At 74.6% G+C, this 25,601-nt stretch carries 28 protein-coding genes; 15 read left to right on the forward strand and 13 right to left on the reverse strand.

All coding sequences use genetic code 11. The annotated features are described in order from the left end of the window. Positions 1-103: 103 nt before the first annotated feature. The gene (locus F1D97_RS02240; RefSeq protein WP_236122118.1) at positions 104-940 is read right to left on the reverse strand and encodes an alpha/beta fold hydrolase; all 837 of its coding nucleotides are present in this window, start codon (positions 938-940) and stop codon (positions 104-106) included. Positions 941-1,126: 186 nt separating this feature from the next. Here F1D97_RS02240 and F1D97_RS02245 point away from each other — a divergent pair, with 186 nt between their 5' ends. Continuing rightward, positions 1,127-1,792 carry a DUF6518 family protein gene (locus F1D97_RS02245; RefSeq protein WP_236122119.1) on the forward strand — a complete coding sequence of 222 codons (666 nt, stop codon included), beginning with the start codon at positions 1,127-1,129 and terminating at the stop codon, positions 1,790-1,792. Between the two features lie 17 nt (positions 1,793-1,809). Here the strand turns inward: F1D97_RS02245 and F1D97_RS02250 are convergent, their stop codons facing one another. Next, positions 1,810-3,327: a glycoside hydrolase family 88 protein gene (locus F1D97_RS02250; protein ID WP_236122120.1), complete on the reverse strand. Its 1,518-nt coding sequence runs from the start codon at positions 3,325-3,327 to the stop codon at positions 1,810-1,812. 406 nt (positions 3,328-3,733) lie between these two features. Here F1D97_RS02250 and F1D97_RS02255 point away from each other — a divergent pair, with 406 nt between their 5' ends. Both F1D97_RS02255 and F1D97_RS02260 read left to right on the forward strand, forming a co-directional pair. Beyond that, a complete protein-coding gene (locus tag F1D97_RS02255) occupies positions 3,734-4,231 on the forward strand; it encodes a DUF2975 domain-containing protein (RefSeq protein WP_236122121.1) in 498 nt (165 codons plus the stop codon). After that, complete coding sequence (locus tag F1D97_RS02260; RefSeq protein WP_236122122.1) at positions 4,231-4,458, forward strand: helix-turn-helix domain-containing protein; 228 nt, start codon at positions 4,231-4,233, stop codon at positions 4,456-4,458. The genes F1D97_RS02255 and F1D97_RS02260 overlap by 1 nt, the downstream gene beginning before the upstream one ends. On the opposite strand, the gene F1D97_RS02265 is transcribed toward F1D97_RS02260, so the two are convergent. Then, positions 4,422-4,730 carry an antibiotic biosynthesis monooxygenase family protein gene (locus F1D97_RS02265; RefSeq protein ID WP_236122123.1) on the reverse strand — a complete coding sequence of 103 codons (309 nt, stop codon included), beginning with the start codon at positions 4,728-4,730 and terminating at the stop codon, positions 4,422-4,424. The genes F1D97_RS02260 and F1D97_RS02265 overlap by 37 nt on opposite strands. 58 nt (positions 4,731-4,788) lie before the next feature. Continuing rightward, positions 4,789-5,208, reverse strand: coding sequence for an NUDIX hydrolase (locus F1D97_RS02270; RefSeq protein WP_236122124.1), 420 nt, complete (start codon positions 5,206-5,208; stop codon positions 4,789-4,791). 420 nt (positions 5,209-5,628) lie between these two features. Between F1D97_RS02270 and F1D97_RS17445 the strand changes: the two genes are divergently transcribed. The 6 genes from F1D97_RS17445 to F1D97_RS02310 all read left to right on the forward strand — a co-directional run bounded on the left by F1D97_RS17445 (position 5,629) and on the right by F1D97_RS02310 (position 13,021). After that, complete coding sequence (locus F1D97_RS17445) at positions 5,629-7,650, forward strand: glycoside hydrolase family 11 protein (RefSeq protein WP_317618929.1); 2,022 nt, start codon at positions 5,629-5,631, stop codon at positions 7,648-7,650. 136 nt (positions 7,651-7,786) lie between these two features. After that, positions 7,787-9,058 (forward strand): GNAT family N-acetyltransferase, encoded by a 1,272-nt coding sequence (locus F1D97_RS17450; RefSeq protein ID WP_317618930.1) that lies wholly within the window; start codon positions 7,787-7,789, stop codon positions 9,056-9,058. A 173-nt stretch (positions 9,059-9,231) separates the two neighbouring features. Continuing rightward, positions 9,232-10,284, forward strand: coding sequence for a zinc-dependent alcohol dehydrogenase family protein (locus F1D97_RS02295; RefSeq protein ID WP_236122125.1), 1,053 nt, complete (start codon positions 9,232-9,234; stop codon positions 10,282-10,284). A 96-nt stretch (positions 10,285-10,380) separates the two neighbouring features. Beyond that, the gene (locus F1D97_RS02300; protein WP_236122126.1) at positions 10,381-10,653 is read left to right on the forward strand and encodes a DUF7218 family protein; all 273 of its coding nucleotides are present in this window, start codon (positions 10,381-10,383) and stop codon (positions 10,651-10,653) included. 281 nt (positions 10,654-10,934) lie between these two features. Beyond that, positions 10,935-12,434 (forward strand): carboxypeptidase-like regulatory domain-containing protein, encoded by a 1,500-nt coding sequence (locus F1D97_RS02305; protein WP_236122127.1) that lies wholly within the window; start codon positions 10,935-10,937, stop codon positions 12,432-12,434. 53 nt (positions 12,435-12,487) lie between these two features. Beyond that, the gene (locus tag F1D97_RS02310; protein WP_236122128.1) at positions 12,488-13,021 is read left to right on the forward strand and encodes a DinB family protein; all 534 of its coding nucleotides are present in this window, start codon (positions 12,488-12,490) and stop codon (positions 13,019-13,021) included. A 14-nt stretch (positions 13,022-13,035) separates the two neighbouring features. On the opposite strand, the gene F1D97_RS02315 is transcribed toward F1D97_RS02310, so the two are convergent. Further along, positions 13,036-13,797: a class I SAM-dependent DNA methyltransferase gene (locus F1D97_RS02315; RefSeq protein WP_236122129.1), complete on the reverse strand. Its 762-nt coding sequence runs from the start codon at positions 13,795-13,797 to the stop codon at positions 13,036-13,038. A gap of 50 nt (positions 13,798-13,847) precedes the next feature. Then, on the reverse strand, positions 13,848-15,356 hold the full coding sequence (locus F1D97_RS02320) for an aldehyde dehydrogenase family protein (RefSeq protein WP_236122130.1): 1,509 nt from the start codon (positions 15,354-15,356) through the stop codon (positions 13,848-13,850). A gap of 148 nt (positions 15,357-15,504) precedes the next feature. Here F1D97_RS02320 and map point away from each other — a divergent pair, with 148 nt between their 5' ends. The 3 genes from map (at position 15,505) to F1D97_RS02335 (ending at position 17,257) form a co-directional block, all read left to right on the forward strand. Then, complete coding sequence (gene map / locus F1D97_RS02325; protein ID WP_236122131.1) at positions 15,505-16,281, forward strand: type I methionyl aminopeptidase; 777 nt, start codon at positions 15,505-15,507, stop codon at positions 16,279-16,281. 93 nt (positions 16,282-16,374) lie between these two features. Next, positions 16,375-16,893, forward strand: coding sequence for a GNAT family N-acetyltransferase (locus F1D97_RS02330; protein WP_236122132.1), 519 nt, complete (start codon positions 16,375-16,377; stop codon positions 16,891-16,893). A gap of 58 nt (positions 16,894-16,951) precedes the next feature. Beyond that, positions 16,952-17,257: a hypothetical protein gene (locus F1D97_RS02335; protein ID WP_236122133.1), complete on the forward strand. Its 306-nt coding sequence runs from the start codon at positions 16,952-16,954 to the stop codon at positions 17,255-17,257. Between the two features lie 18 nt (positions 17,258-17,275). Here the strand turns inward: F1D97_RS02335 and F1D97_RS02340 are convergent, their stop codons facing one another. The 4 genes from F1D97_RS02340 to F1D97_RS02355 form a co-directional block, all read right to left on the reverse strand. Next, the gene (locus F1D97_RS02340) at positions 17,276-18,661 is read right to left on the reverse strand and encodes an AAA family ATPase (protein ID WP_236122134.1); all 1,386 of its coding nucleotides are present in this window, start codon (positions 18,659-18,661) and stop codon (positions 17,276-17,278) included. A 346-nt stretch (positions 18,662-19,007) separates the two neighbouring features. After that, positions 19,008-19,364: a fluoride efflux transporter FluC gene (locus F1D97_RS02345; RefSeq protein WP_236122135.1), complete on the reverse strand. Its 357-nt coding sequence runs from the start codon at positions 19,362-19,364 to the stop codon at positions 19,008-19,010. Next, positions 19,361-19,852, reverse strand: a complete 492-nt coding sequence (locus tag F1D97_RS02350) for a FluC/FEX family fluoride channel (RefSeq protein WP_236122136.1) — start codon at positions 19,850-19,852, stop codon at positions 19,361-19,363. The genes F1D97_RS02345 and F1D97_RS02350 overlap by 4 nt, the downstream gene beginning before the upstream one ends. Continuing rightward, positions 19,849-20,136 (reverse strand): sulfurtransferase TusA family protein, encoded by a 288-nt coding sequence (locus F1D97_RS02355; RefSeq protein ID WP_236122137.1) that lies wholly within the window; start codon positions 20,134-20,136, stop codon positions 19,849-19,851. Before F1D97_RS02355 ends, F1D97_RS02350 begins: the two co-directional genes overlap by 4 nt. Before the next feature lie 45 nt (positions 20,137-20,181). Between F1D97_RS02355 and F1D97_RS02360 the strand changes: the two genes are divergently transcribed. The 3 genes from F1D97_RS02360 to F1D97_RS02370 all read left to right on the forward strand — a co-directional run bounded on the left by F1D97_RS02360 (position 20,182) and on the right by F1D97_RS02370 (position 22,477). Continuing rightward, positions 20,182-20,487: a hypothetical protein gene (locus F1D97_RS02360; protein ID WP_236122138.1), complete on the forward strand. Its 306-nt coding sequence runs from the start codon at positions 20,182-20,184 to the stop codon at positions 20,485-20,487. A 15-nt stretch (positions 20,488-20,502) separates the two neighbouring features. Continuing rightward, the gene (locus tag F1D97_RS02365; RefSeq protein ID WP_236122139.1) at positions 20,503-21,462 is read left to right on the forward strand and encodes an LLM class flavin-dependent oxidoreductase; all 960 of its coding nucleotides are present in this window, start codon (positions 20,503-20,505) and stop codon (positions 21,460-21,462) included. A 76-nt stretch (positions 21,463-21,538) separates the two neighbouring features. Further along, positions 21,539-22,477: a cation diffusion facilitator family transporter gene (locus tag F1D97_RS02370; protein ID WP_236122140.1), complete on the forward strand. Its 939-nt coding sequence runs from the start codon at positions 21,539-21,541 to the stop codon at positions 22,475-22,477. Between the two features lie 39 nt (positions 22,478-22,516). Here the strand turns inward: F1D97_RS02370 and F1D97_RS02375 are convergent, their stop codons facing one another. The 3 genes from F1D97_RS02375 to F1D97_RS02385 all read right to left on the reverse strand — a co-directional run bounded on the left by F1D97_RS02375 (position 22,517) and on the right by F1D97_RS02385 (position 25,572). Further along, the gene (locus tag F1D97_RS02375; RefSeq protein WP_236122141.1) at positions 22,517-23,314 is read right to left on the reverse strand and encodes a polysaccharide pyruvyl transferase family protein; all 798 of its coding nucleotides are present in this window, start codon (positions 23,312-23,314) and stop codon (positions 22,517-22,519) included. Then, a complete protein-coding gene (locus F1D97_RS02380; RefSeq protein ID WP_236122142.1) occupies positions 23,305-24,186 on the reverse strand; it encodes a hypothetical protein in 882 nt (293 codons plus the stop codon). The genes F1D97_RS02375 and F1D97_RS02380 overlap by 10 nt, the downstream gene beginning before the upstream one ends. Positions 24,187-24,351: 165 nt before the next feature. After that, on the reverse strand, positions 24,352-25,572 hold the full coding sequence (locus F1D97_RS02385; protein WP_236122143.1) for an MFS transporter: 1,221 nt from the start codon (positions 25,570-25,572) through the stop codon (positions 24,352-24,354). Positions 25,573-25,601: the final 29 nt, after the last annotated feature.

Here is a 25,601-nt window from a genome sequence, read left to right on the forward strand (position 1 = left end):
CGCTGAGTCGCGCGGTTGTCTGCGCGACTCAGCGAGGAACTCGCGACTTCACAGCGAAGCCACGACCAGGCCTCGCCGGCGCGCCGGCCTCGAGCCCACCGCCTCACGACGAGCCGGCGTCCGACGCCGGGCGGCGGAGCCAGTCGGCGGCGATGGAGCGGAACGTCTCGGGCTGCTCGACCCACGGGTAGTGGCCGCAGTCCGGGATCCAGGTGAGCGACGCGGACAGCGCGGCGGCGTAGGCCGCGACCGGCGCGCGGCCGGACAGCGCGTCCTCGGCACCGGCGACGACGAGCGCGGGCCGGCGGGGCGCGGCGAGCACCTGCGCCGCGGCGTCGTCGGGCACCCCCTGCGACCAGGCATTCACGGCGGCGAGCGTCTGCTCCCCCACCGGGGCGTGGCGCCGCTCGCGGTCGGTCCACCGCGCGTAGGAGCCCGCGGCGACCAGCTCGCGCTGCCGCAGGAGCTCGGCCTGGTCGGCGGGCGGCGGCGCGAGCAGGGCGTCGAGCGCGGCGGTGGCGTCCGGGTCGTCGCGCGCGAGCAGCAGCTCGTCGCCGTCGTGCGGGGTGCCGGTCAGCCACGCCGCGGACGGCGTGACCAGCAGCAGCGACCGCACCCGCGCAGGGTGGCGGGCCAGCAGCGCGAGCGCGAGCCGCGTCCCGGCGGAGTGCGCGACGACGTCGACCGCGTCGAGCCCCAGGCGGTCGGCGAGGGCCACGACGTCGTCGGCGTCCAGCCACCAACCGCGCGACGCGGCGCGAGTCGTCGGGGCACCTCGGGGGTGCAGCACGACGAGCGGGCGGTCGTCGGCGAGGCCCGCGAGGTCCTCCAGGTACTCGACCCCGCGGCACGGCCCGCCGGGCAGCACCACGGCGGGCTCGCCCGCGCCGCCCTCGCGGTGCCACGTCAGCGCCGCGCCGTCCCCCGCCGTCTCGTCCACGCCCCGAACGTACCGACCGCCCGAAGCCACGCGAACCCCCGGCATCCGCGCCGGACCGGTGCGCTGCGAGCGGCGGGACGTCAGACCCCGGCGTCGCGGCGTGGTCCTGGGGGCGGAGAGGCCGACGGCAGCGGCCCGCCGGTGGGTGGACGCCGCCGCCGCCGGGCGGTCGTTAGCGTCGAGCGCGTGAACACCGCCGCCATGACCATCGCCCCGACCGCGACGACGGACGTGCGCCCGCAGCGGGCGCGCAGGACAGCGACGCGCGGCGAGGTGCTGCGCGTCGGCGGGGTGCTCGCCGCGAGCCTCGTGCTCGGCGGCCTGACGTCGTGGGCGCAGGGGTTCCTGCCGGACTGGGCGTCGCCGTTCGCGAACTCGGCGAGCGGGTGGGCGGTGCTCACGGTCGCGCTCGTCGTCGGGGCGCGCGTGAGCGGGTGGCGCGCGGCGGCCGTGGGCGCGGCGAGCTTCGTGCTGCTCGTGCTCGGCTACACCGCGGCGTCGCAGCTGCGCGGGCTCGCGTACAGCCCGGTGCTGTGGGGCGCGGTCGGGCTGGTCACGGGTCCGTTCATCGGGCTCGCGGCGTCGTGGCTGCGCACCACGGGCCGCACGGCCGCGCTCGGCACGGCGGCGGTCGCGGGCGTGCTCGTCGGCGACGGCGTCTCCGGCCTCACGCGCGTCGCGGACACCACGGGCGTGACGTACTGGATCGTGATCGGCGCAGCCGGCCTCGCCCTGTTCGGGGCCATTGCGGTCCGCCGCCTGCGGGAGCGCGGCCTGGTGCTGACCGCGGTCGCGGGCACGCTCGTCGCGGCCGCCGCGCTCGTCGTCGGACTCCCCCTCGTCGCCGGCTGAACCACGACCGCCGGGCGTCAGCGCAGGCCGCCCCAGCGCATCGGGTTGGTCCCCGTCGCACCGAACACGTACCAGGACGTCGCGCCGACGTGCTGCACCTGGAAGTACCCGAAGCCGAACCCGGTGTCGAGCAGCGACGAGGCCGCGACCACACCCCCGGTGACCTCCGCACCGCCGAGGTGCTGCCCGCCGCCCAGCGTGGCCTGCGCGTGGCGCACCTGGTCGAGCAGCGCGCGGGCGCGCGTGCGGTCGCGGTGCGTGCCGCGGTCGACGAGCGACGTCGCGAGCTGTGCGGTGCCCTCGAGCCACACGCCCTGCGGGTGCACGGTGATGCCGTTGTACTGCGCGGTCGACGTGAGGCTCGCGGTGGAGAACGTGACGCCGGAGACAGTCAGGCCGTCGGGGAGCTGGGAGGTCTCGGCCGACGAGCGGTCGGTGACGGCCAGCGCGCGGGCGGCCCAGTCGAGCGCGCCGGAGTAGCGGCGCTCGCGCAGCGCGAGCCAGCTCCACGTCGCGGGGTCGAGGGGCACCGGCGAGCGGTTGATCTCGATGCCGTCGTTGGTGCCGGTCCAGAACCAGCCGTCGGCGCGCGACCACATGCGCTCGACGAACGCGCGCGCGTGCTCGGCGGCCTTGGTCCACTTCTTCGCACCGGTGACGGTGCGCAGGATCGTGAAGAACGCGACGCAGTCGACGTTGTGCTCCGTGGAGCCGTTGGGCACGGGGGCGTTGCCCCCGTCGACCCCGAACGAGAACCCGCCGAGCGGCTTCGTCGACCACGTGTTCGTCGTGATCCACTCCCCGATCCGCACGGCGGCGTCGCGGTACCGCTTGTCGTGCGTCGCGCCGTAGAGGTGGGCGAGCGCGAGGCCGGGCCACGCCATGTCACCGACGGCCGTGCCGAGGAAGCCGAACTGCCAGCCGATGTTCGCGGTCCCGTCGGGCAGGACGAAGCCGTACGGCTGGGGGTTGCCGTCGTAGAACGTGTACGGGCCGACGTTGTAGCCCTGGCGCAGGCGGCCGTCGTCGAACGCCGGGTCGTGCTCCTGCGCGTGGACGAGGCCGTCGCCGAGCGCCTTGGCCGTGGTGAGGCTCGCGCGGGAGCCGTCGGCGATGAGCGCGAGGATCGCGAGGGCGTTGTCGTAGACGAACGCGGTGGAGAACAGGCCGAGCTCGTCGGCGTAGGACTGCGCGAGGCGCGGGCCGGTGTTGAGGGTCGGGTACGCGTCGGACGCGGTGCGCAGGAACGCGACGGCGGACCGCAGGGACGACGAGCCGGGCGTGGGCCTGCCGGGGGCGGGGTGCGGGTGCGGGCCCGGGTGCGGACCGGGGCCGGGGCGCGGGCCGCCTGCGGCGGCGCTGCTCGCCCCGACGGCCACGGCGATCGCCGCCCCGGACAGCGCGAGGAAGGACCGGCGGCCGAGCGCCCCGTCCGGCTCGGCCGGAGGTGCGGCCGGGTCGTGGGCGGGCAGGGTGGCGTCGGGTGCGGGGGTGGGGGTGGTCTCGTCGCGGCGTGCGTCCAGGTGGTGCGGCATCGCGGGTCCCTCCGACGGCGTCCGGGCTGCGACGGTGCAGCCCCGCGCCGAGCGTAATGACACGTGTCAGCGAGGGGAAGACCGGGACGAAACACCCGTCCGACGAACGCCGACCCGCCCAGCACCCTCAGCGCCCGGCCCGCCCCCGCACGACCAGCGCCCGGCCCACCCCGCCACCCGACCGCCCCGACCCCGCCGCCGCGTTCTCGCGCCAACGCATCGATCGCGAGCTCGTGCGTTGCTCGCGAAGTCGTGCAGAGGAACGCACGAGTCCGCGAGGGACGCACGAACTCACGTCGTGCACGGGCTGACGGCGGGGAGGTGACCGGTCGTCGGTCGGCGGAGGGCGGGTCGACGGATCTATCGACTAGCAATAGGTTTGTGTCGTTAGTCGATAGGAGGAGCCATGGGCGTCTGGACCGTGCGCGCGTTGCGCGCCGTGATCGTGGTGGTCGTCGCCGGCCTGCTCGTCGTGCAGGTGCTGATCCTGCCGACGATCGCGGCCGACATCCGGGACGAGGCGCCGGACCTGTCCGGCCTGCGCTGGGCGGTCGTCGGGATCCTCGCGGCCGGGCTGCTCGCGGTGCAGGTCGCGCTCGTCTGCGTGTGGCGCCTGCTCACGCTCGTGCGCCGCGACACCGTGTTCTCCCGCACGGCGTTCCGGGACGTGGACGTCATCATCGGGTGCGCGGCCGTCGCCGCTCTGCTGGCGTTCGCGCTCGGCTTCGTGCTGGCACCGGGCGAGGCGGTCGCACCGGGGATCGTGCTCATGATCGGCATCGGCGGCGTGTGCTGCGCGGGGCTCGCGCTGCTCGTCGTCGTGCTGCGCCTGCTGCTCGCCAAGGCGGTCGCGCTCGACTCGACCGCCACCGCGCTGCGCGCCGAGCTCGACGAGGTGATCTGATGCCGATCGTCGTCGACGTGGACGTGCTGCTCGCCCAGCGCAAGATGTCCGTCGGGGAGCTCGCGGAGCGCGTGGGCATCACGCCGGCGAACCTCGCGGTGCTCAAGAACGGGCGCGCCAAGGCGGTGCGGTTCAGCACGCTCGAGGCGCTGTGCGAGGCGCTCGACTGCCAGCCGGGCGACCTGCTGCGCTACGAGGCCGGGGCCGCGGTGGTGACCGTGCGGTAGTGCTCGACCGTGGGGAACGGGTCGTAGAACCGGTGCGTCAGCGCACGCCAGCGCTGATACTCGACCGACCCGCGGAAGCCGACGGTGTGGTCCTCGAGCGTGTCCCACTCGATGAGCAGCAGGTAGCGCGTGGGCACCTCCAGGCACCGCTCGAGGCGCAGCGAGCGGAAGCCCGGCATGGCGGCGACGATCTGGCGGGCCTCGTCGAAGGCCGCCTCGTACTCGTCCTGCATGCCGGGGAAGACGTCGAGGACCACGTGCTCGAGGATCACGGACGCCTGTCTAGCACGGGCCGTCCGACCGGCCCAGCCTCCGCGCGGCCGTACCGATTCAGGCGGCGCCGCGCGGCTCGCGGCGCAGCGCGGGGAGCACCTGGTGCTCGAGCATCGGCGCGAGGTCGGGCGGGAGCGGGCGGGCGTCGGGGTCGAGCCAGCGCAGCTCGGCGATCTCCCGCGCCGCCGCGACGACCGGGACGGCGGGGTGCACGTAGACGGTGCCGCGCACCAGGCGGTCGGTCTCGTTGGCGGCAGCGTCGGTGAACACGCCGAGCTCGCGCAGCGCGTCGGGCTCGAGCTCGACGCCGATCTCCTCGGCGCACTCCCGCACGGCCGTCTGGGCGGGCGTCTCCCCGGCCTCGGGCTTCCCGCCGGGGAGCATGAAGCGCGCCGTCCCGCGCTTGCGCACGGTCAGCACCTCGCCGGTGGGCGAGCGCAGGACGACGGCGCTCACCTCGATCACGTCGTTCGTCACGGGCAGCCATCGTAGGTCGGCTCCGACGAGCACCGGTCGCGGGTCCGACGAGCGCCCGCGACGACGGTCGTCGGACGCGCCCGTCGTCGGACGAGCCCGTCGTCGGACCCCACGCTGGACCCGGCCGCCCGACGAGCCCGCAAGTATCGGCAGGCGCGACGGGACACCCGGCACTCCGGACGATGACACCGGTTCCGGACGACGTTAACCATTTCACCGTGCAACGGACCTGTTCACGCGCACCACGGGCCCGCCCACACTCGTTCGATAACGGTTTCCATCGCGCCTGGCAGCACTCCTGCCTGGGCCGGGGACCGGAGCGCGGTCACACCGACCGCGCCCGGGCGCCACCGCCGTGCGGGGTGGGAGACGCCCGGACGAATCCGCACGAAGGAGTGCACCGTGTCCGAAAGTTTCACGATGCGCAGGCGATCGCCACGGCGGTCGCTGCGCGCCTGGGTGGCCCTCGCGGCCGCCGTCACCACGGCCGCTGCCGGCCTGGCCGTGGCCACCCCCGCCTCCGCAGCGGTCACGTCGAACTCGACCGGCACCAACAACGGGTACTTCTACTCGTTCTGGACCGACACCCCCGGGTCGATCTCGATGGACCTCGGCTCCGGCGGTAACTACGCGACCCAGTGGCGCAACACCGGCAACTTCGTCGCCGGCAAGGGCTGGCAGACCGGCTCACGGCGCGCCGTGACGTACTCCGGTCAGTTCAACCCCTCGGGCAACGCCTACCTGACCCTCTACGGGTGGACCCGCGGCCCGCTGATCGAGTACTACATCGTCGACAACTGGGGCACGTACCGCCCCACCGGCACGTTCATGGGAACCGTCAACTCCGACGGCGGCACCTACGACATCTACCGCACCCAGCGCGTCAACCAGCCCTCCATCGAGGGCACGTCGACGTTCTACCAGTACTGGTCGGTGCGGCAGCAGAAGCGCACGGGCGGCACCATCACCGCCGGCAACCACTTCGACGCCTGGGCGTCCAAGGGCATGAACCTCGGCTCGCACGACTACATGATCATGGCGACCGAGGGTTACCAGTCCTCGGGCTCGTCGAACATCACGGTCGGCGAGGGCTCCGGCGGCGGTGGCAACACCGGCGGCGGCGGTGACACCGGCGGCGGTGGCAACACCGGCGGCGGCACGTCGAACGGCTGCACCGTGACGGCCACCCGCGGCGAGTCGTGGAGCGACCGCTTCAACGTCACCTACACCGTCTCCGGCGCCTCGAGCTGGACCGTGACGGTCAACCCCGGCTCCGGCCAGTCGATCCAGAACTCCTGGAACGCGACGCGCAGCGGCAACACGTTCACCTCGAGCGGCAACAACTCGTTCGGCGTGACGTACTACTCGGGCGGCAACACGAACACGCCGTCCGCGAGCTGCACCGCCACCGGCGGCAACACCGGAGGCGGCGGCAACACCGGCGGAGGCGGTAACACCGGCGGTGGCGACCAGGGCGGCGGTGGCAACACCGGCGGCGGCACCAACAACGGCTGGAACTGCTCGGCCGGCTACGTGGCGCTGACGTTCGACGACGGCCCGAACTCGGGCACGACCAACCAGATCATCAACACCCTCACGGGCAACGGTGCCACGGCGGTCGTCTTCCCCACCGGCCAGAACGCGCAGAACAACGCGTCGCTCATGCAGGCCTACAAGAACGCGGGCTTCACCATCGGCAACCACTCGTGGGACCACCCGCACCTGATCAACATGGGCTACAACGACGTGCAGTCGCAGCTGTCCCGCACCCAGCAGGTGATCCAGCAGACGGCCGGCGTCACGCCGAACCTGTTCCGCCCGCCGTACGGCGAGACGAACAGCACGCTCAAGCAGATCGAGCAGCAGCTCGGCCTGACGGAGATCATCTGGGACGTCGACTCGACCGACTGGAACAACGCGTCGTCGTCGACCATCCGTAGCGCCGCGGGCCGCCTCACCAACGGCCAGGTCATCCTCATGCACGACTGGCCGTCGGCGACCGTCCAGGCGCTGCCGGGCATCCTGCAGGACCTCAAGTCGCGCAACCTGTGCACCGGCACCATCTCGCCGAGCACGGGCCGTGCGGTCGCCCCGGCGACCGGCGGCGGCAACACCGGTGGTGGTGGCAACACCGGCGGCGGCGACCAGGGTGGCGGCAACACGGGCGGCGGGAACACCGGTTCCTGCACCGTGACCGTGACGAAGGCCGAGGAGTGGGGCGACCGCTTCAACGTCACCTTCAGCGTGAGCGGCACGAGCTCGTGGGTCACGACGATCCGCCTGAACGGCTCGCAGAGCCTGCAGAACTCGTGGAACGCGAGCGTCAGCGGCTCGAGCGGGACGCTCACCGCCCGCCCGAACGGTGCCGGCAACAGCTTCGGCATCACGCTCTACAAGAACGGCAGCAGCACGACGCCGACGGCGTCCTGCGCAGCGGGGTGACCTGACGAGGTCAGCCCACGGCAGGGCACGGGAGGGCGGGGACACGCGGACGTCCCCGCCCTCCCACTTGTCTGCGCACCGTGCCGGCCCCCGACCCTCCGACGGCCCCGCGACGAGTTGCTCCTAGGGTGGCCGGATGGAGCGGCGGGATCTGCGGGTGTGCTTCGTCGGGGACTCGTACGTCGCCGGGGTCGGCGACGAGACCGGGCTCGGCTGGGTAGGTCGCGTGATCGCGGCCGTGGCGACGAGGGCCGACGAGCCCGGAGCCGAGCACGGAGCCGCGCACGGCATCGAGCTCACGGCGTACGGCCTGGGCATCCGGCGCGACACGTCCGTCGACGTCGCTCGTCGTGCCGCCGCCGAGTGCGGCCCCCGCCTGCGCCCTGCGCAGGACGCGCGCGTCGTCGTCGCCGTGGGCGTGAACGACACCGTCCTCGAGGACGGCCGCACCCGGACCACGCCCGACGAGACCCGCGCGGCCCTCCGGCGCCTGCACGCCGAGGTCAGCGCCGCCGTCCCGGGAGTCGCGCTGCTCGTCGTCGGACCACCGGCCGTCGACGACGACGCGCAGGTCGACCGGCTGCGCGAGCGCGAGCACGTGCTGTCCGACGAGTCCGCGGCGCTGGGTGTGCCGTTCGTCGGCTGCCTGGACGCGACCGAGCACGACGAGGTGTGGCGCGCCGCCGTGCGCGCGGGCGACGGCTACCACCCCGACTCGACGGGCTACACGCGCCTGGCCGAGATCCTCACCGACCCGCTCCTCTCGTGGCTCACCACCGACCCCGCCTTTCCTCCGGCTCCACCGCCCCGGACCCGGAGCGATGACGGGGTCGCGGATCCAGGAAGCCGCGAGACCGCGGTTGCTCCGGGTCCGGAGGGTCGCAGCCGGAGCGATGACGGGGTCGGTGGTGGCGGGGTCGTGGTCGTCGGGATGGGGGGCGAGCACAGGGTCGACGTCGTGCGGATCTACGGAGAGGGGATCGCGACCGGGGACGCGACGTTCGAGTCCCGCACCCCGACGTGGGTCGAGCTCGACGCGAAGCTGCTGCCCGAGCACCGGCTGGTCGCGGTCGCGGACGGCGAGGTGCTGGGCTGGGCCGGCGCGACGGCCACGTCCACGCGCGCGGTGTACCGCGGGGTCGTCGAGCTGTCGCTGTACGTCAGCGAGCGGGCTCGCGGGCAGGGCGTCGGCACCGCGCTGATGCGGGCGTTCCTCGCGTCGGCGGACGCGGGCGGGATCTGGACCGTGCAGTCCGGGGTGTTCCCCGAGAACGCCGGGAGCCTCGCGCTGCACGCGGCCGCCGGGTTCCGGGTGGTCGGCCGGCGCGAGCGGATCGGGCTCATGACGCACGGACCGCACGCGGGACGGTGGCGCGACATCCTCCTCCTCGAGCGCCGCGCACCCTGACCGCACCGCCGGCTCGGCGCGGGGGTCGTCGCGGTGCGGGCGTCGTCGACGAGCCACGGCCGGTGCGGGCGTCGTCGTCGTGCGGCGGCCGGTGCGTGCGCGAGGTGCGACGACGGGACGGCTCGCGCGGTCGTAGATTGACCCGCGGAGCAGCGACGAGAGGGAGTGCGCACATGCGGGCGACGGTGATCCACGGCGAGCGGGACGTGCGGCTCGAGGAGGTCCCGGACCCCGTGCTGCAGCACCCGGGCGACGCGGTGGTGCGGGTCGTCGCGGCGTGCGTGTGCGGCTCCGACCTGTGGAAGTACCGCGGCGTGCAGCCGGTGCACGAGCCGGTCCGCATCGGTCACGAGTTCGTCGGGATCGTCGAGCAGGTGGGCGACGACGTGCGCTCCGTGGCCGTCGGCGACTTCGTCGTCGCGCCGTTCTACGTGTGCGACAACACGTGCGTGAACTGCCGCAACGGCGTGAGCACCTCGTGCCTGCACGGCGGTTGGTGGGGCAGCGAGGACGGCACGGGCAGCTCGGCGGACGGCGGTCAGGGCGAGCGGCTGCGCGTCCCGCTCGCGGACGGCACGCTCGTCGTCGTGCCCGGCGGTCTGCCGTCCGACGACCTGGTGCCGGACCTGCTGACACTGTCCGACGTCATGTGCACGGGGCACCACGCGGCCGTGTCCGGCGGGGTGACGACCGGCTCGACGGTCGCGGTCGTCGGCGACGGCGCGGTGGGGCTGTGCGCGGTGCTCGCGTCGGTGCGGCTCGGGGCGTCGCGTGTGGTGGCGATGTCGCGGCACGAGGCGCGGCAGGCGCTCGCGCGGTCGTTCGGCGCGACGGACGTGGTGGCCGAGCGCGGCGACGAGGGCGTCGCGCGACTCAAGGAGCTGTTCGACGGGATCGGGCCGGACGTGGTGCTCGAGTGCGTGGGCACGAAGGAGTCGATGGACCAGGCGCTGCGCTCGGCGCGACCGGGCGGGCAGGTGGGTTTCGTCGGCGTCCCGGCGGGCGGGCCGGAGCTGCCGGTCGGGCGGATGTTCTCGACGAACGTCGGCGTGCGCGGCGGCGTCGCGCCCGTGCGCAACTACCTCGAGGAGCTTCTGCCCGAGGTGCTCGACGGGCGCCTGCGGCCGGGTGCGGTGTTCGACCTGGAGCTGCCGCTGGCCGAGGTCGCGGAGGCGTACGCCGCGATGGACGAGCGGCGCGCGACGAAGGTGCTGCTGCGCCCCTGAGGCGGCTCGCCCCGGCCGGCGGTCCCGGGCAGCTCCGGATGCGGCCCGCGCGGGGGCGTGCCTAGCGTGGACGGACGATCCCCCGAGGAGGTTCGCATGCCTGGTCGACGTGATCCCGGTCCGAGCGTCAAGGACTCCGAGCTGTACGAGGAGCTCCGCGACGAGGGCAACAGCAAGGAGAAGTCCGCGCGCATCGCCAACGCGGCGGCGGCGCGGGGACGCTCGTCGGTGGGCAAGAAGGGCGGCGAGTCCGGCTCGTACGACGACTGGACGGTCGAGGACCTGCGCAAGCGCGCGAGCGAGCTCGGCATCGGGGGCCGCTCGAGCATGAACAAGTCCGACCTGATCGACGCCCTCCGCCACCACTGACCCCGCCCCCCGGCGGCGGGGGTCGCGCATCCGTCGTGAGGTCGTGCGTTTCTCGTGAAGTCGTGCAGACAAACGCACGAGTTGGCGAGAGACGCACGACTTCACGGGAGATGCGCGACCAGCCTGCGCGCGCACATCCGCCGCGGGCACCGCCTTCCCCGTATCCGGACGTACCGGTCGGCGTCTCGCCGGGCCTTGCGCCGAACGGGGCACGTCGGGAGGTGCGCGCGTCGGCGAGGTCTACGCTCGCGCCGACACAAGCCCCGCGACGAGGACGAGCGATGCGCGCCACCCACCCGACCGACACCCGGCGACGCCGCCGCCCCGCCCTGTTCATGGCGCTCGCCGTCGTCCTGGTCGGCACGCTGCTCATCCCCGCCGCACCCGCCGCAGCGACGGTCGGAGGGCTCGTCGGCAGGCTCGTCTACGAGGGGGTCGACCCCCTCGCGGTCACCCCGCAGGTCTGCATCCGGCGATTGACCAGCCCCAAGGTCTCGACGTGCGTGCGCGCCCGGGGCAACGCGTACCAGCTGCCGGACGCCGTCCCCACCGGGCAGTACCAGTTGAGTGTGGGCGGCTTCATGCTCGAGGGCTACCTCCCCGTAGTCCACCGGTTCTCCGTCACGTCCTCCACCCGCGTGCTGCCGACCGCCACGATCAGCGTCGGCAAGCCGATCACCGGCCTGGTGAAGGACGTCTATGGCCGCCCGGTGGTCGGGGCCGTCGTCAGCGCCCGCAGCGAGGCGCGGGCGACGTACGGCGCCGGGGACTCCGGCGAGGAGAAGTGGACGCACACGGACCTGGAGGGCCGGTTCGCGGTCCCCGCACGGCCGGGTTGGACCTACACCGTCAGCGTCGCCGGGAGGTACGTCAGGTGGGGCGTCCGCGCGGGCGAGGACCTGGTGCTGCGGATGCCGGGCAAGGGCGCGAGCAGCCTGACCGCGACGCTCCTAACCGACGAGGAGCGCAAGGCCCGGCTCGAGGTCGAGGTGCACGGGCCCGACGCCTGGGGCGGTAGGGTCACCGTCGTCGAGGACGGCAGGGTGGTCGGCCAGGAAACCATCGCCGGCGGCATGGGCGTCGTCTCGTTGCGCACCCTGGCCGCGGGCAGGCACGTCGTGTGGGTCGTCTTCTCGGGCACGCTGGACCAGGCTCCCGCGCGCATCAAGCGCACGCTCACGATCACGCAGCCGCTCCCGTCCGTGTCGGACACCACGATCGTCGGCCAGGTGCGGCGGCACGACGGGCGCCCGGCGAAGGACGTCACCGTCCGGGCCGTCCAGGTGCCGTGCGGCGCGATCCCGAGACTCCCGGTGCTCGACCCCGCACCCGTGCGCAGCCGCAGCGAGTCGATCTTCCAGATCCCGACGCACCCGCTGGGCTGCTACGACCTGTCCGCGACGGTCGACGGCGAGCTGGTCCGCCAACGGGCGGTCGCCGGCACCCGCCACGACGTGGTCCTCATGCCCAAGGACACCCGCGCCGTCCCGACGCACACCTACGTCCGCGCGCCCTCACGGACGACGTCGGGCACCCCGGCGACCATCAAGGTCGGCATGCAGCGGGCGACCGGCGGGCGCTGGCCCGTGCAGGGGAAGGTCGTGCTGATGGAGGGCACCCGCGCGCTGTCGTCGGCGACGCTCGGGACCTCGCCCGTGGTCGAGCTGCGGATGCCCCGCACCGCGTCGGTCGGGACGCACACCTACCGGGTCGTGTTCCGACCGGCCGCCGGGTTCGGGGCGAGCCAGGCGACCGCCACGGTCACCGTCGCGCAGCGATGACCGCGGCCGGCGACCGCCCGGCTGCGCCCGGCCGCGCCGTCTAGGCTCTGCGGGTGCTCACGACCGACCGCGTCGACCCGCCCTCGTCCGCCGACGGGCCGACGACGCTGCTGACGTTCCTCGACTTCCACCGCCGCACGCTGCTGCAGAAGGTCGACGGCCTGGACGCCGCGGGGCTCGCGGCGACGCTGGGCCCGTCGACGATCACGCTCGGCGGCCTGCTGCACCACCTCGCGTACGTCGAGGACCACTGGTTCGGCGTGGTGCTGCACGGCGACGCCCCGGGCGCGTGGTGGGCGGACGCCGACTGGGCCGCGGACCGGGACTGGGAGTGGACGGCGGCGCGCACGCTGTCCCCCGACGAGCTGCGGCACCGGTTCGTGACGACCGCGGCGCGCAGCGACGAGCGGATCGCCGCGGCGCTGGCCGCGGGCGGGCTCGACGCGGTCGCGCACCGGCGGGACCGGGACACGGGCGAGCCGGTGAGCCTACGGTGGATCCTGGTGCACCTGGTCGAGGAGTACGCGCGGCACAACGGCCACGCGGACCTCATCCGCGAGTCGGTCGACGGCCTGACGGGCGAGTGACGTGGCCGGACGCGTCAGGACTCGAGCCGGTAGACCGAGACGTGCGAGCGTGAGTCGGCGGTGAACGGGGCGCCCGACCAGTCGGCGTGCCGGCTCTCGAGCGCGAACCCCGCGAGCCGCCCCATGAGGTCGAGCTCGGCGGGCCACACGTACCGGTGCCGGCTGCGCAGCACCCGCGCGGAGCCCTCCGGCAGCGCGTGCTCGTCGCCGAACCACACGTGGTTCGAGACGACCTGCTGCTCGAGGGTGTCGTACGTGTCGACGCCCAGGTACCCGGGCGACGCGGAGAACACCGTGGCGTCCGCGCCCGGTGGCAGGGTGCGCAGCTGCGGCACCCACAGCTCGACGACGAACCGCCCGCCCGGGGCGAGGTGCGCCGCGGCGTTGGCGAAGCACGCGACCTGCGCGTCCTGCGTCAGCAGGTTGGAGATCGAGTTGTAGACGACGTAGACGAGCGAGAACTCCCCGGGCACGCGCGTCGTCGTCATGTCCCCGACGAGCACGGGGAGGGTGTCCTCGTCGACCTTGCCGCGCAGCACGCCGACCATCGCCGGCGAGTAGTCGATGCCCGCGACGGGCACGCCACGCTCGGCCAACGGGACGGCGACACGGCCGGTGCCGACCGCGAGCTCGAGCGCGCGGCCGCCATCCGCGAGCGCGGCGAGGCGGTCGACGGTCGCGGCGAGCAGCTCCGGGGCGAACATCCCCTCGCCGGGGGTGTCGTACGTCGCCGCGGCGTCCTCGCCCCATCCGTCGGCGACCGGGTCGGTGGTCATCCCCCGACGATGCTGACCCGGGCGCGGCCGGGTCAACGCCTTTTGCCGGGTCAGCGGTGCTGGTCCGTGGCGGTGCTCGCGACGAGCCGGCGCGTGGTCAGGTCCGCGCCCGTGAGCACGCCCGCGCGGCCGAGCAGGCGGCCGTGCTCCCAGTTGGACAGGCCGAGCTCCGGCTGGTTCAGCGCGTACTGGCCGTCGACCCAGCGCGTGAACCCGTCGCCGACGAACGGCGCGTCGACCGCGTCGAGGAACGCGCGCCACGCGTCGGCGTCGGTCCCGACGAGCGAGGCGACGAACCGCGGCGAGTGCGCGTTGAACAGCGCGACGGCCCGCGCGACGTCCTCGACGACGACGAGCGAGAGCTCGGGGGTGTTCTCCCACTCCCACTCGCGCCCGAGCTCGTCGGACTCCAGCAGGGACGCGCGCGGCTCGGGCACGACTCCCTCGGCGCGGTGCACGTCGATCGTGCGCTCGAGCTCGCCCGCGGGCAGCCACTGCTCGCTGCCGCGCACCACGTGCACGCGCGCGACGCCCCCGCGCGCGGCGGCGGCCTCGTCGGCGGCGGCCAGCAGCACCGGGACCAGCTCGGCGGCGCGCGACGCGGGGATCGCGGCGACGTTGAGCGTGTTGCAGACCTTGCGGTCGAGCGAGTTCCTGACGACGGCCGCGAAGCGCTCGGTGTCCGCGCTCGGGTCCGCCACCAGCCACGCGCCGCCCGTGCCGTGCGCGCTCACCGGCGTGCCCGCCTGGCGCGCGACCGCCGCGAGCTGCGCGACCGCCGCACCCGAGCCGCGCACGACCGCGAGGGACAGGCGACGGTCGGAGAACAGCGCCCAGCCCGCGGAGCGCTCGCGGCTCGTGACCAGGCTGATCGCACCGGCGGGCAGACCCGACGCGCGCAGCGCCGGGTCGAGCGCGCCGTCGACGATCGCGGTCGCGGTGCCGAGCGCGTCGCCGCCGATGCGCAGCACCGCGGTGTTGCCGGTCGCGAGGACGCCCGCGGCGTCCGCGAGCACGTTCGGCCGACCCTCGAACACGAAGCCGATCACGCCCAGCGGCGCGGTCACCACGTCGACGTGCCAGTCGGGGTGCGTGACGCGCGGCGACTCGACCTGGTCGCTCGCGGCCTTCTCGACGAGGTCCGCCCAGCCACGCAGGCCCTCGGCCATCTGGTCGCGCACGCCCGCGTCGATGCGCAGCCGCGTCGTCGAGCGGCCCAGCCCCTCGGCGCGGGCCACGTCCGCCGCGTTCGCGTCCGCGATCGCGTCCCACGCGGCGACGAGCCCGTCGGCGAACGCCCGGTAGAACGCGGCGACGCGGTCCGCGGCGACGGTGCGCATCGCGGCCGCGGCGGCCACGGCCGCGTCGACGCTCGTCGTCACCGCGGCGGACACGGCCGCCGGCACGTGCAGGAGCGCACCGTCGTCGTGCACCACGTACAGGCGGTCACCCGGCTGGAACGCGGCCGCGAGCGCGTCGTCGACCGTGGTGAACCGATCCCCGCCGAACGGCACGAGCGTGCCCGCGGTGAGCTGCGTGAGCTGTCCTGTCGTCGTCATGGTCCGGCCTTCGGGTCGCGTGCTCGTCGGGTCTGCGGGTCGTCGCGGGTCTGCGCGGGCGCGGCGTCCAGGGCACAGCCTGCCCTGCGCGTCGTCGTGCGCGCCGCCCGCGTCCATTGTGCGGTGCACGAGAGAGGAAGATGGGGGCGTGATCGAGATCCTCACCCCCGCCGAGGTCGACAAGGCGCGTGCCACCGGCGCGCTCGTCGGCGCGATCCTGCAGAGCGTCAGGGCCCGCGCGACCGTCGGGACGAACCTGCTGGAGATCGACCGCTGGGCGCACGAGATGATCGACGCCGCGGGCGCGGAGTCCTGCTACGTCGACTACGCGCCGTCGTTCGGGCGCGGCCCGTTCGGCCACTACATCTGCACGTCGGTCAACGACGCCGTGCTGCACGGGCTGCCGCACGACTACCGGCTCGCCGACGGCGACCTGCTGACGCTGGACCTCGCGGTGCTGCTCGACGGCATCGCCGCCGACGCGGCCGTCAGCTTCGTCGTCGGCACCCCGCGGCACGACGAGGACCTCGCCCTGGTCGACGCGACCGAGCGCGCCCTGCGCGCGGGCATCGCCGCCGCCCGCCCCGGCGCACGCATCGGGGACCTGTCGCACGCGATCGGGACCGTGCTGACCGCCGCCGGCTACCCCGTGAACACCGAGTTCGGCGGGCACGGCATCGGCTCGACCATGCACCAGGACCCGCACGTCACGAACATCGGCCGGCCCGGCCGGGGCTACACGCTGCGGCCCGGCCTCCTGCTCGCGCTCGAGCCGTGGGTCATGCTCGACACCGACGAGCTCGTCGTCGACGACGACGGCTGGACCCTGCGCAGCGCCACGGGCTGCCGCACCGCGCACACCGAGCACACCATCGCCATCACGGAGTCGGGCGCCGAGATCCTCACGCTGCCGCCGGACGCGTGAGGCCGCACCGGCGTCGGCGCCGTGGTCCCGACCGCGTGCATCGGTCGTCCAGGTGCCGGTCGTCCAGGTGCCCGGTCGGCCTATCGTGCTGGCGTGTCCCACTTCGCGGAGTACCGACCGAGCGCGCACGGATCGCGTGACGCGACGCTCGTCGTCCGCGACGCCCTGCCCGGCGACGTCGACGGGATCGCCCGCGTCGCGCGGACTCGCGGCGGTGAGCACGTCGGGCTCGAGGGCCGGCTCAGCGCGTGGGTGGACGACGACGAGCGGGTGGTGGTGGTCGCCTGCCACGACGAGGTGGTCGGCTGGTCGTCGGCGTCCCGCATGGCCGGTCACGACGACGCACCCGACGGCTGGTACGTCTCCTCGCTGACCGTCGACCCGGCGTGGCGACGCCGAGGCGCGGGCGACCGGCTGCTCGCGGCCGTGGTCGCGGCGACCGGGTCCCGCAGCCCCGTGCTGCGCTCGATCGTCAACGCGACGAACAACGCCTCGATCGACCTGCACACGGCTCACGGGTTCGTCGAGGAGGCACGCGGCTCGTCGTTCGCGGGCGTCACGTTCCAGGGCGGCGTGGGCGTCCTGCTCCGTCGCGGCCCCACCGACACCTGACGCCCGACGCCCGGGTCGTGTCTCGCCCGAGCTCGGGCGTTCGTGGCACCCTCGGCGCATGACCGAGCCGCAGGAGCCACGCAGGCCCGCTGCCACCGCCCGCGAGACGTTCACCCACGAGCTGCGCCGGGCCGGCAAGGACACCGCGGTCGGGTTCCTGGAGGACGTGCTGTACGGCCTGCTCGTGCTCGTCGTCCTCGTCGCGCTCGTCGGCGGTGGCGCCGCGCTCGGCTCCGCGACCGGCATCGGCGCGGTCGTGGGCGGGCTCCTCGGCGCCGGGCTGTTCGCCGTGGCCGCCATCGCGTTCCTCGTCAAGGGCGGCGCGGCCGCCGTGCGCGAGCTACGCGGCGAGCGCCACCGCTGACGCTCCCGCGCCGGGAGGTCAGCGCGCCGGGACGGCCTTCGCGTGCGCGGCGTAGGTCGCGGCCACCACACCCTGCTCGATCTCGGCCCCTGAGAACCCGGCGGACGCGGCGACGAGCGGCGCGAGGTCCTCGTCGCGCAGCGTGAGGCCACGGCGCGACGCGTGCAGCCGCACGAGTGCGGCACGGGCGGGCTCGTCGGGCAGGTCGACGAAGAACAGCTCGTCGAACCGGCCCTTGCGAACCAGCTCGGGCGGCAGCGCGGAGATGTCGTTCGCGGTGGCCGTCACGAACACCGACGAGCGGCGGTCCGCGAGCCACGTGAGGAACGTGCCGAGCACGCGCCGCGCGGACCCGCCGTCGCCGTCGGACGACGCGACGGCCTTCTCGATCTCGTCGATCCACAGCACGCACGGCGCGAGCGCGTCCGCCGCCGCGAGCGCGTCCCGCAGCCGCCGCTCGGACTCGCCCACGTACTTGTCGTGCACGCCCGCGAGGTCGAGCCGCAGCAGCGGCACCCCGAGGATCGACGCGGCGGCGCGCGCCGCGAGCGACTTGCCGCACCCCTGCACGCCCAGCAGCAGCACGCCGCGCGGCGCGTCGAGGTGCGGCGCCGAGCCGTCGAGCGCGGGGCGGCGCAGCGTCAGCCAGTGCAGCACGCGGTCGAGGCCGACCACGTCGTCGGGACCCACCGTCGCGTACTCGTAGGACAGGACGCCGTCCGCCGCGAGCGCGTCGAACCGTGCGCGCTCCACGACCGGGACGTCGCGGTGCGTGATCGCGCCGTCGTCCACCACGGCCCCGCGCGCCAGGCGCGCGACGTCGCTGCGGGACAGCCCCGCGAGCCGCCGCACGAGCAGGTCACGCGCGTGCGGGTCGACGTGCGGGAAGGCACCCGTCGCCGCCGACCAGCCGGCGACGGTCTCGTCCACGATCGCCGCGCGCTCGGCCGCCGACGGGAACGCGACCGGCACGCGCACGGCCAGGTGCTCGAGCTCGTGCGGCAGGTCGACCGTGCGGGACACCAGGACGATCGTGCTGCGCCGCTCTGCCGGAACCTGCGCGATGTCCTTGAGCAGCCGCACGACCACCGGGTCGTCGAACCACGGGTGCAGGTCGAGCAGCACGTACGTGGCCGGCGCGCCGCTCTCGACGACGCCGCGCAGCATCGTCGTCGCGTCCGCGTTGTGCCGCTGCGCCGAGCCGAGCTCGACGTCGAGGCGCCGCAGCCCCTCCGTGACGCTCCACCGGAACACCGGCCGCCCGCCCGGGCCGCCTGCCGCGCGCGCCTGGGACCGCACGACGAGCGTGACCGCGGCGTCCTCGTCGGCGGTCTCCAGCACGACGACGGGCGTGCGGGCAGCGATGAGCGCCGCGACGTCGTCGCGCGAACCGTCCGGGACCACGCCGCGACGATAGCGGCCCGCCGACCGGCCACCCGCCCGCGCCCTCCCCGACGACCCCCCACCACCCGATCGCCACACCCCCACCCGCCTGCCCACCGCCGCCCGCCTGCCCACCGCTGCCCGGTCGCGGATCGCTCGCCAGGTCACGCATGGCTCGCCGGTCGAGTCGCTCGGTAGGTCGGGAGTTGCTCGGTGGGTCGCGCGTTGCTGGGAAGGTCGCGTAGATGACTGCGCGACCTACCGGGAAGCACGCGACCCACCGACGGATGCGCGACCTCGTGGAGCGGGGGGGGCGGGGAGCGGTGGGCGGGCCCGGGGGGCCAGGGTCAGGGTCAGGTGGTGACGGTCAGGTGGTGAGGGTCAGGCCCAGGAGGGCGGCGGCCAGGCTCGCGACGAGCATGCCCGCCGCGTGCAGGAGCGCCGCGCGGGCGCGGCCCGCGCGCAGCAGACGGGCGGCCTCGACGCTCGCCGTGGAGAACGTCGAGTAGCCGCCGAGGAAGCCGACACCCAGCACCTCGCCGACGTCGCTGCCCGCCGCGATCCCCCCGGTCACCAGCCCGAGCAGGAAGCACGCGGTGACGTTCACGACGAGCGTGCCCATCGGCACCGAGAGCCGGCGGCTGCGGCGTGCGACGAACGAGTCGACCTCGAATCGCGCGACCGCCCCGAGCCCGCCCGCGAGCGCGAGCAGCAGCGCGGTCACGCGACGGTCCCCTGCGCACGACGAGCACGCGCGCGGCGGTGCAGGCGGTCCGCGAGGACCAGGCCGAGCACGGCGGCCAGCACCCCGACGACGACGCTCGCCAGCGGGTACGCCACCGCGAGCAGGCGCTCGCCGTCGTCACCGAGCCGCTGCACCTCGAGCACGAACGTGGAGTACGTGGTGAACCCGCCCAGCACGCCCGTGCCGCAGCCGAGGCGCACGGCCCGCCGCGGGCCCTCGTCGGCGCCGCGCCCCGCGAGCCCGCCGAGCAGCAGCCCGAGCGCGCACGACCCCACCACGTTGATCGCGAACGTGACCCACGGCCATCCGGCCGGCCGTGCGAGCGCGTGCTCGAGCGCGAAGCGCGCAGACGTGCCGAGCGCACCGCCGACGAGCACGAGGCCGATGAGCATCAGGTGCTCGCGCCGGCCCATGGGCGCGCCCGTCGTCGGGACCGTCGGGTGGGCCGGGTGATGCGGGTGCGTCATGCCGCTCCTCCCGCGCGCCGCCACGGGTTCGCCGGGTCGGTCGCGGTCGGGGCGGCCGTGACGCGCACGGCGTACGTGGGCGTCGCCGCGATCGGCTCGACCGTGCCGAGGTACTCGTGACCGGTCATCCGGCACCACACCGGCAGGTCGATGGGGGCGATCGGGTCGCTCGTGGACAGGTGGACCACCGTGCCCTCGGCGAGCTCGGCGACGCGCGCGCGCAGCAGGACGAGCAGGCGCGCGCACCCCAGGTCCCCGCCCTCGATCACCACCACGTCGGACACGGCCCCGATCTTCCCATCACCCGCACCGCCCGCCATGCTGTCCGCGTGGACGAGCGACAGACACGGACGTTCCTGGCGGCGGCGGCGTTCGGGCTGCTCCTCGCGGCGGGCGGCGCGGTGGCGGTGTGGTTCGCGGTGCGCGGCGAGGACACCGCGAGCCTCGAGGGGTGGTTCGCGTACGCCCCGCTCTCGACCGACACGACCGCCGAGGAGGTCGACGGGTACGCGCTGGTGGACCCGGTCTCGGACGTGCTCCTGTGGGCCGGGGTCGCGCTGGTCGCGCTCGGTGCGGGACTCGCGGGGCTGTTCGGGGGACTCGCTCTCGCGCGTCGCAGCGCACCCTCGGCCTGACGCGATGATGCGGGCATGAGCTCGCACCGGTCGCCGTCCGTCGGCGTGATCCTGCCCCGTGACCTGCCCGCGGCGGACGTCCTGCCGTTCGCCCGTCGCGCCGACGGGCTCGGGTTCGCGGAGCTCTGGGTCGTCGAGGACCTGGGCTTCCGCGGGGGCGTCGCGCAGACCGCCGCGGTGCTCGCGGCCACGCGGGACGTCCACGTCGGTATCGGCATCCTGCCCGCGGCGGTGCGCAACGTCGCGTTCGCCGCGATGGAGGTGGCGACGCTCGCGCAGCTGTTCCCGGGTCGGGTGACGGTCGGCCTCGGCCACGGGATGCCCGGGTGGATGCGCGCGGCCGGCGCGTGGCCCGCCCGGCCGCTGACGCTGCTGACCGCGTACACGCGCGCGCTGCAGGCGCTGCTGCACGGCCGGACGGTGTCCGACGAGGCGCTGGGCCTCACGGACGTCGCGCTCGACCCGTCGTCGGTGCCGGACGTCGTGCCGGACGTGCTGCTCGGGGTGCGCGGGGCGCGGTCGCTGGCCGCCGCGGGGCAGGTGGCGCAGGGCACGGTCCTCGCCGAGCCGACCACGCCGCAGTACGTGCGCGCCGCGCTCGCGCAGGCCGCACCCGCCGGGCCGCACCGGGTCGTCGGCTACAACGTCGGCGCGGTCGCCGACGACGTCGCGGCCGCGCTGGCCACCGCACGCCCCGGCCTGGCCTGGATCGGCGACCCCGACTGGGCGCCGCACCTCGTCGGGCTCCCGTTCGCCGAGGACCTCGCGCACCTGCGCGCGGGCTCCGCGACCCGCGAGGCGTTCGCGGCGGCGCTGCCCGACGCGTGGGTCACGCAGCTCGCGCTCGCCGGGACGCCGGAGCAGGTGCGCGCACGCCTGGCCGAGCTCGGCGCGGCGGGCCTGACGACCGCGCTCGCGTTCCCGGCGGGTCCCGACCCGGTGGAGGCGCTCGCGTCGCTCGCGCGCGTCCTGTGACCGGCGCCGCGGGACGGGCGCGACCCGCGCCGCCCGGGCTTCCCGACGCGTCGCGGCCCGGCCTAGGCTCGGCCGCATGACGGGCTCGGCTCCCGGGCCTGCGAGCCACGGTCACCATCACCATCACGACGACGCGAACCGCACGCGCCTCGCGGTGGCGTTCGGCGTCACGGCGACGATCCTGCTCGCGCAGGCCGTCGGCGCGCTGCTCACGGGCTCGCTCGCGCTGCTCGTCGACACCGCGCACATGCTGACCGACGCGGCGGGCCTGGCGATCGCGCTCGTCGCGGCGACCCTCGCGGCCCGCCCGCCCACCGCGCGCCGCACGTGGGGGTTCCGCCGCGCGGAGGTGCTCGCGGCGCTCGCGCAGTCCGCGGTGCTGCTCGCCGTGGGCGTGTACGTGCTGGTCGAGGGCGTGCAGCGGCTGTTCGATCCGCCCGACGTCCCGGCGCGCGAGCTCGTCGTGTTCGGCGTCATCGGGCTCGTCGGGAACCTCGTGTCGCTCGCGGTGCTCGCGGGCGGGCGCTCGTCGAACCTCAACCTGCGCGCGGCGTTCCTCGAGGTGCTCAACGACGCGCTCGGGTCGGTCGGCGTGATCGTCGCGGCCGTGGTGATCGCGACCACCGGCTGGCAGCAGGCCGACGCCGTCGCCGGTCTGCTGATCGGCGCGCTGATCGTGCCGCGGGCGGTCACGATCCTGCGCGAGGCGACGTCCGTGCTGCTCGAGACGACCCCGCCGGGCCTCGACCTCGAGGACGTGCGCCGCCACCTGCTCGGTGTCGACCACGTGATCGACGTGCACGACCTGCACGCCTCGCTCATCGCGACGGGGCTGCCGGTGCTGTCCGCGCACGTCGTCGTGGACGCGCCGTGCTTCACCTCAGGGCACGTGCCCCACATCCTCGACACGCTGCAGGAGTGCGTCGCGACGCACTTCGACGTCGCGGTCGAGCACTCGACGTTCCAGATCGAGCCCGCGGCGCACGCCGCGCACGAGTCGCCCGGTCACCCGTAGGCACCTGGCGCACACCTGGCGCACACCTGGGGGCGAACCTCAGTCGACGAGCGCGCCGGTCGTCCGCAGCTCGTCGGCCGTCGGGAACGCGAAGTCGTCCAGCGTGAGCTCGACCTCGAACGGGCTGGTCGGCTTGGCGGCGCGGATCGCGGCGTCCAGGTCCGGCGGCGTCGTCCACGGCAGGCCCACGGACGCGACGTAGTCGCGGTACTTGAGCTCGGGCTCCTCCGTGAGCGGCGCGACGAGCGTGACGGGGCGCCCGAGCGCGTGGGCGAAGATCAGCCCGTGCAGCGACGACGAGTACACGTGCTCGGCGCGCAGGATCTCGCGCACCAGCTCGCGCGGCGTGCAGTCGATGTCGATGACGGCCACGTCCGTGCGGTCCGCGTACTGCGGGCGCTCGCGGTAGTGCGGCACGAACACGACGCGCCCCGGCTCGGCGGGCACGGACGCGACGAGGTCGGCGTACATGACGCGCACGAGCAGGCCCGGGTCGTACTGGTAGCGGATGCCGCTCACGTCGTAGCCCGCCTCGCGCACGGCCTCGAACGTGAGCGGACCTCGCACGCCGAGGAACCGCACACCGGGGTTCTGCGCCGCCGGCGGGATCGGCGAGCCCTTGTGGCCCACGCCGGACACGACGTCGCCCGGCAGCACGCGGTGCACGATCGACCCGACGAGCAGCAGCCGCCCGCCGTTGTGCGCGGCGTTGCGCAGCCGCGCGCCGTACAGGTACTCCGCGAGGTCGTGGTTGAACACGTCCCCCGCGTTGCCGGCACGCCACGCCTTGCTCGTGCCGTTCTTGGTCGCGTCCCAGTAGAACGTCCTCAGCTCCACAGCTTCTGACTCGCCTTCACGATGCCGGGCTTCTTGTCGTTGATGCCGTAGCCGAGCAGGAACTCGCCGCCGACCTTGGTGATGCCGGAGAAGTACGTGGCGGACAGCAGGCGCGGGTTGTGGCGCCGGCGGTGCGGCAGCAGCGACGTCCACGAGTGGACGAGCCGTCGACGGCCGAGCCGCACGGTCGCGTCGGGCCGGCCGAGGTTGGTGAACGTCGCGGGTCGGCCCATGTACATGAGGCGGCCCATGATGCGCCGCTTCTCGTGCACGATGCCGTAGTACTTGTTGCCGTCGCGGTGCAGCTGCGTGCCGAGCGCGTGCAGGTGCACCGGGCGCGGCTCGGACGCCGGGGGCAGCCGCCAGAACTTGAGGTCCTCGTCGCGGCCCAGGGTCCCGCCCGTGTGCTTGAGCAGGATGAGCGGCTCCACCTGGTAGACCACGCCGATCCCGCCGTCGGGGTGCACGAAGAACACCCAGTTCTTCTCCTGCCGGCGGCGCTTGCGGACCACGCAGCGCTGCGGCGGGCACAGCTCGGGCGCGACGCGCATGACGTAGATGTCGTTCTTCGCGTCGCCCTTGACGGAGCCGGTGTTGAACGTGACGTACGCGCGCCCGCTCACGACGAACAGCTTGGGGTCCGCCACGATCGGCACGCCGTGCGCGGTGCCGTGCGCGGTGAGGTCGACGATCTCGCCGGGGTTGCCGCCGTCGAGGTCGACCGACGTGTAGTACGAGCGGAACGGGCGGGTCGCGCCCTCGTGCGGCAGCGCGCGCCACGCGACGTGCAGGCGCTCGCCGATGCGCACGACGGAGACGTTGAAGACGTTGACCTGGCCGGCGCGGGCCGTCAGCTCCTGGAGCCAGCCCACGCGTTCCTTGTCCGTCCGTCGTCCGACGAAGTGGAGGTTGCGCAGTGCGCGAAGGGAGGGCACGCCGTGAGATTCCTGTCCACCGTGAGGGCTCGGACTGCCCGAGCGGGGTCAGACTACCGGCCCGTCGCGCGGGCCCCCACGGGCGTCCGGCGCGCGTGCCCGTCACGACTGGGGAGCGCGGTCCTCCCGGGGCAGCTTCCACAGCGTGTACGCGAGCGCCAGCAGCGCGGTCGCGACGAGCAGCATGAGACCGACGGTGTAGGAGTGCGCGGCCTCGTCGTACGTCGCGCCCATGACGAGCGGCGGGAAGTACCCGCCGAGCCCGCCGGCCGCACCGACGACGCCCGTGACCGCACCCACGCGGTCCGCGGGTGCGCGACGCGCGACCCACGCGAACACCCCGCCTGCCCCGAGCCCGAGGAAGAACGCCATGGCCACGAAGTCGAGGCCCGCGGGGATCTCGGGCGCGGGCTGGAACGCCATGACGACGGCGGACGCCGCGGCCCCCGCGAGCGAGACGACGACGACGAGCTTGGGGTGCGTGCGGTCCGACAGCACACCGCCGATGGGCCGCGCGACGACCGCCGCGATCGCGAAGCCCGCGGTGCGGGTCCCTGCACCCGCGAGGTCGAACTCGTACACGTCCTTGAGGTACGTCGGCAGGTACGTCGAGAACGCGACGAACCCGCCGAACGTCACGGCGTACAGGAACGACATCTGCCAGGTCACGGCCAGCTTCGCGGCGGCGGCGAGCTTGGGCAGCACGGCCTGCGTGCTGGGCGTCCACCCCGGGGCGTCGCGCGCGAGCAGCCAGACGAGCGCGCCCGTCACCGCGAGCGCCACGGCGACGATCACGTGCGCCGGCACGTACCCGAACCACTGCACGAACCGCGGCGTGAAGAACGCCGACAGCGCGGTTCCGCCCATCCCGGCGCCGAACACGCCGGTCGCGAAGCCGCGCCGGGCGGGCTCGTACCAGGCGTTGACGAACGGCACGCCCGCCGCGAACGACGTCCCGGCGATGCCCAGCAGGAACCCGAACACCAGCAGCAGCGCGTACGAGCGCTGCTCGCCGGCCCACGCGACGAGCAGCACCGGCGGCACCGACGCGACGCACAGGACCGACAGCATGAGGCGGCCGCCGTACCGGTCGGTGAGCGCGCCGACCGGGATGCGCCCGACCGCGCCGACGAGCACGGGCGTCGCCACCAGCAGCGACTTCTGGCTCGCGGACAGGCCGAGCTCCTCGGTGTAGCGGACCGCGAGCGGGCCGACGATCGCCCACGCCCAGAACGTGATGGCGAACGCCCAGGTGGCGAGCGCCAGGTTCAGCGCGCGACCGGTCGTGGCCGCGGTGGGTGCGCTCGTCGTCGATGCGCTCATGGGTGCTCCAGCGGTGAGGGGCTCGGCGG

Origin of the sequence: Cellulomonas palmilytica, from assembly GCF_021590045.1 — a bacterium.
GTDB lineage: Bacteria > Actinomycetota > Actinomycetes > Actinomycetales > Cellulomonadaceae > Cellulomonas > Cellulomonas palmilytica.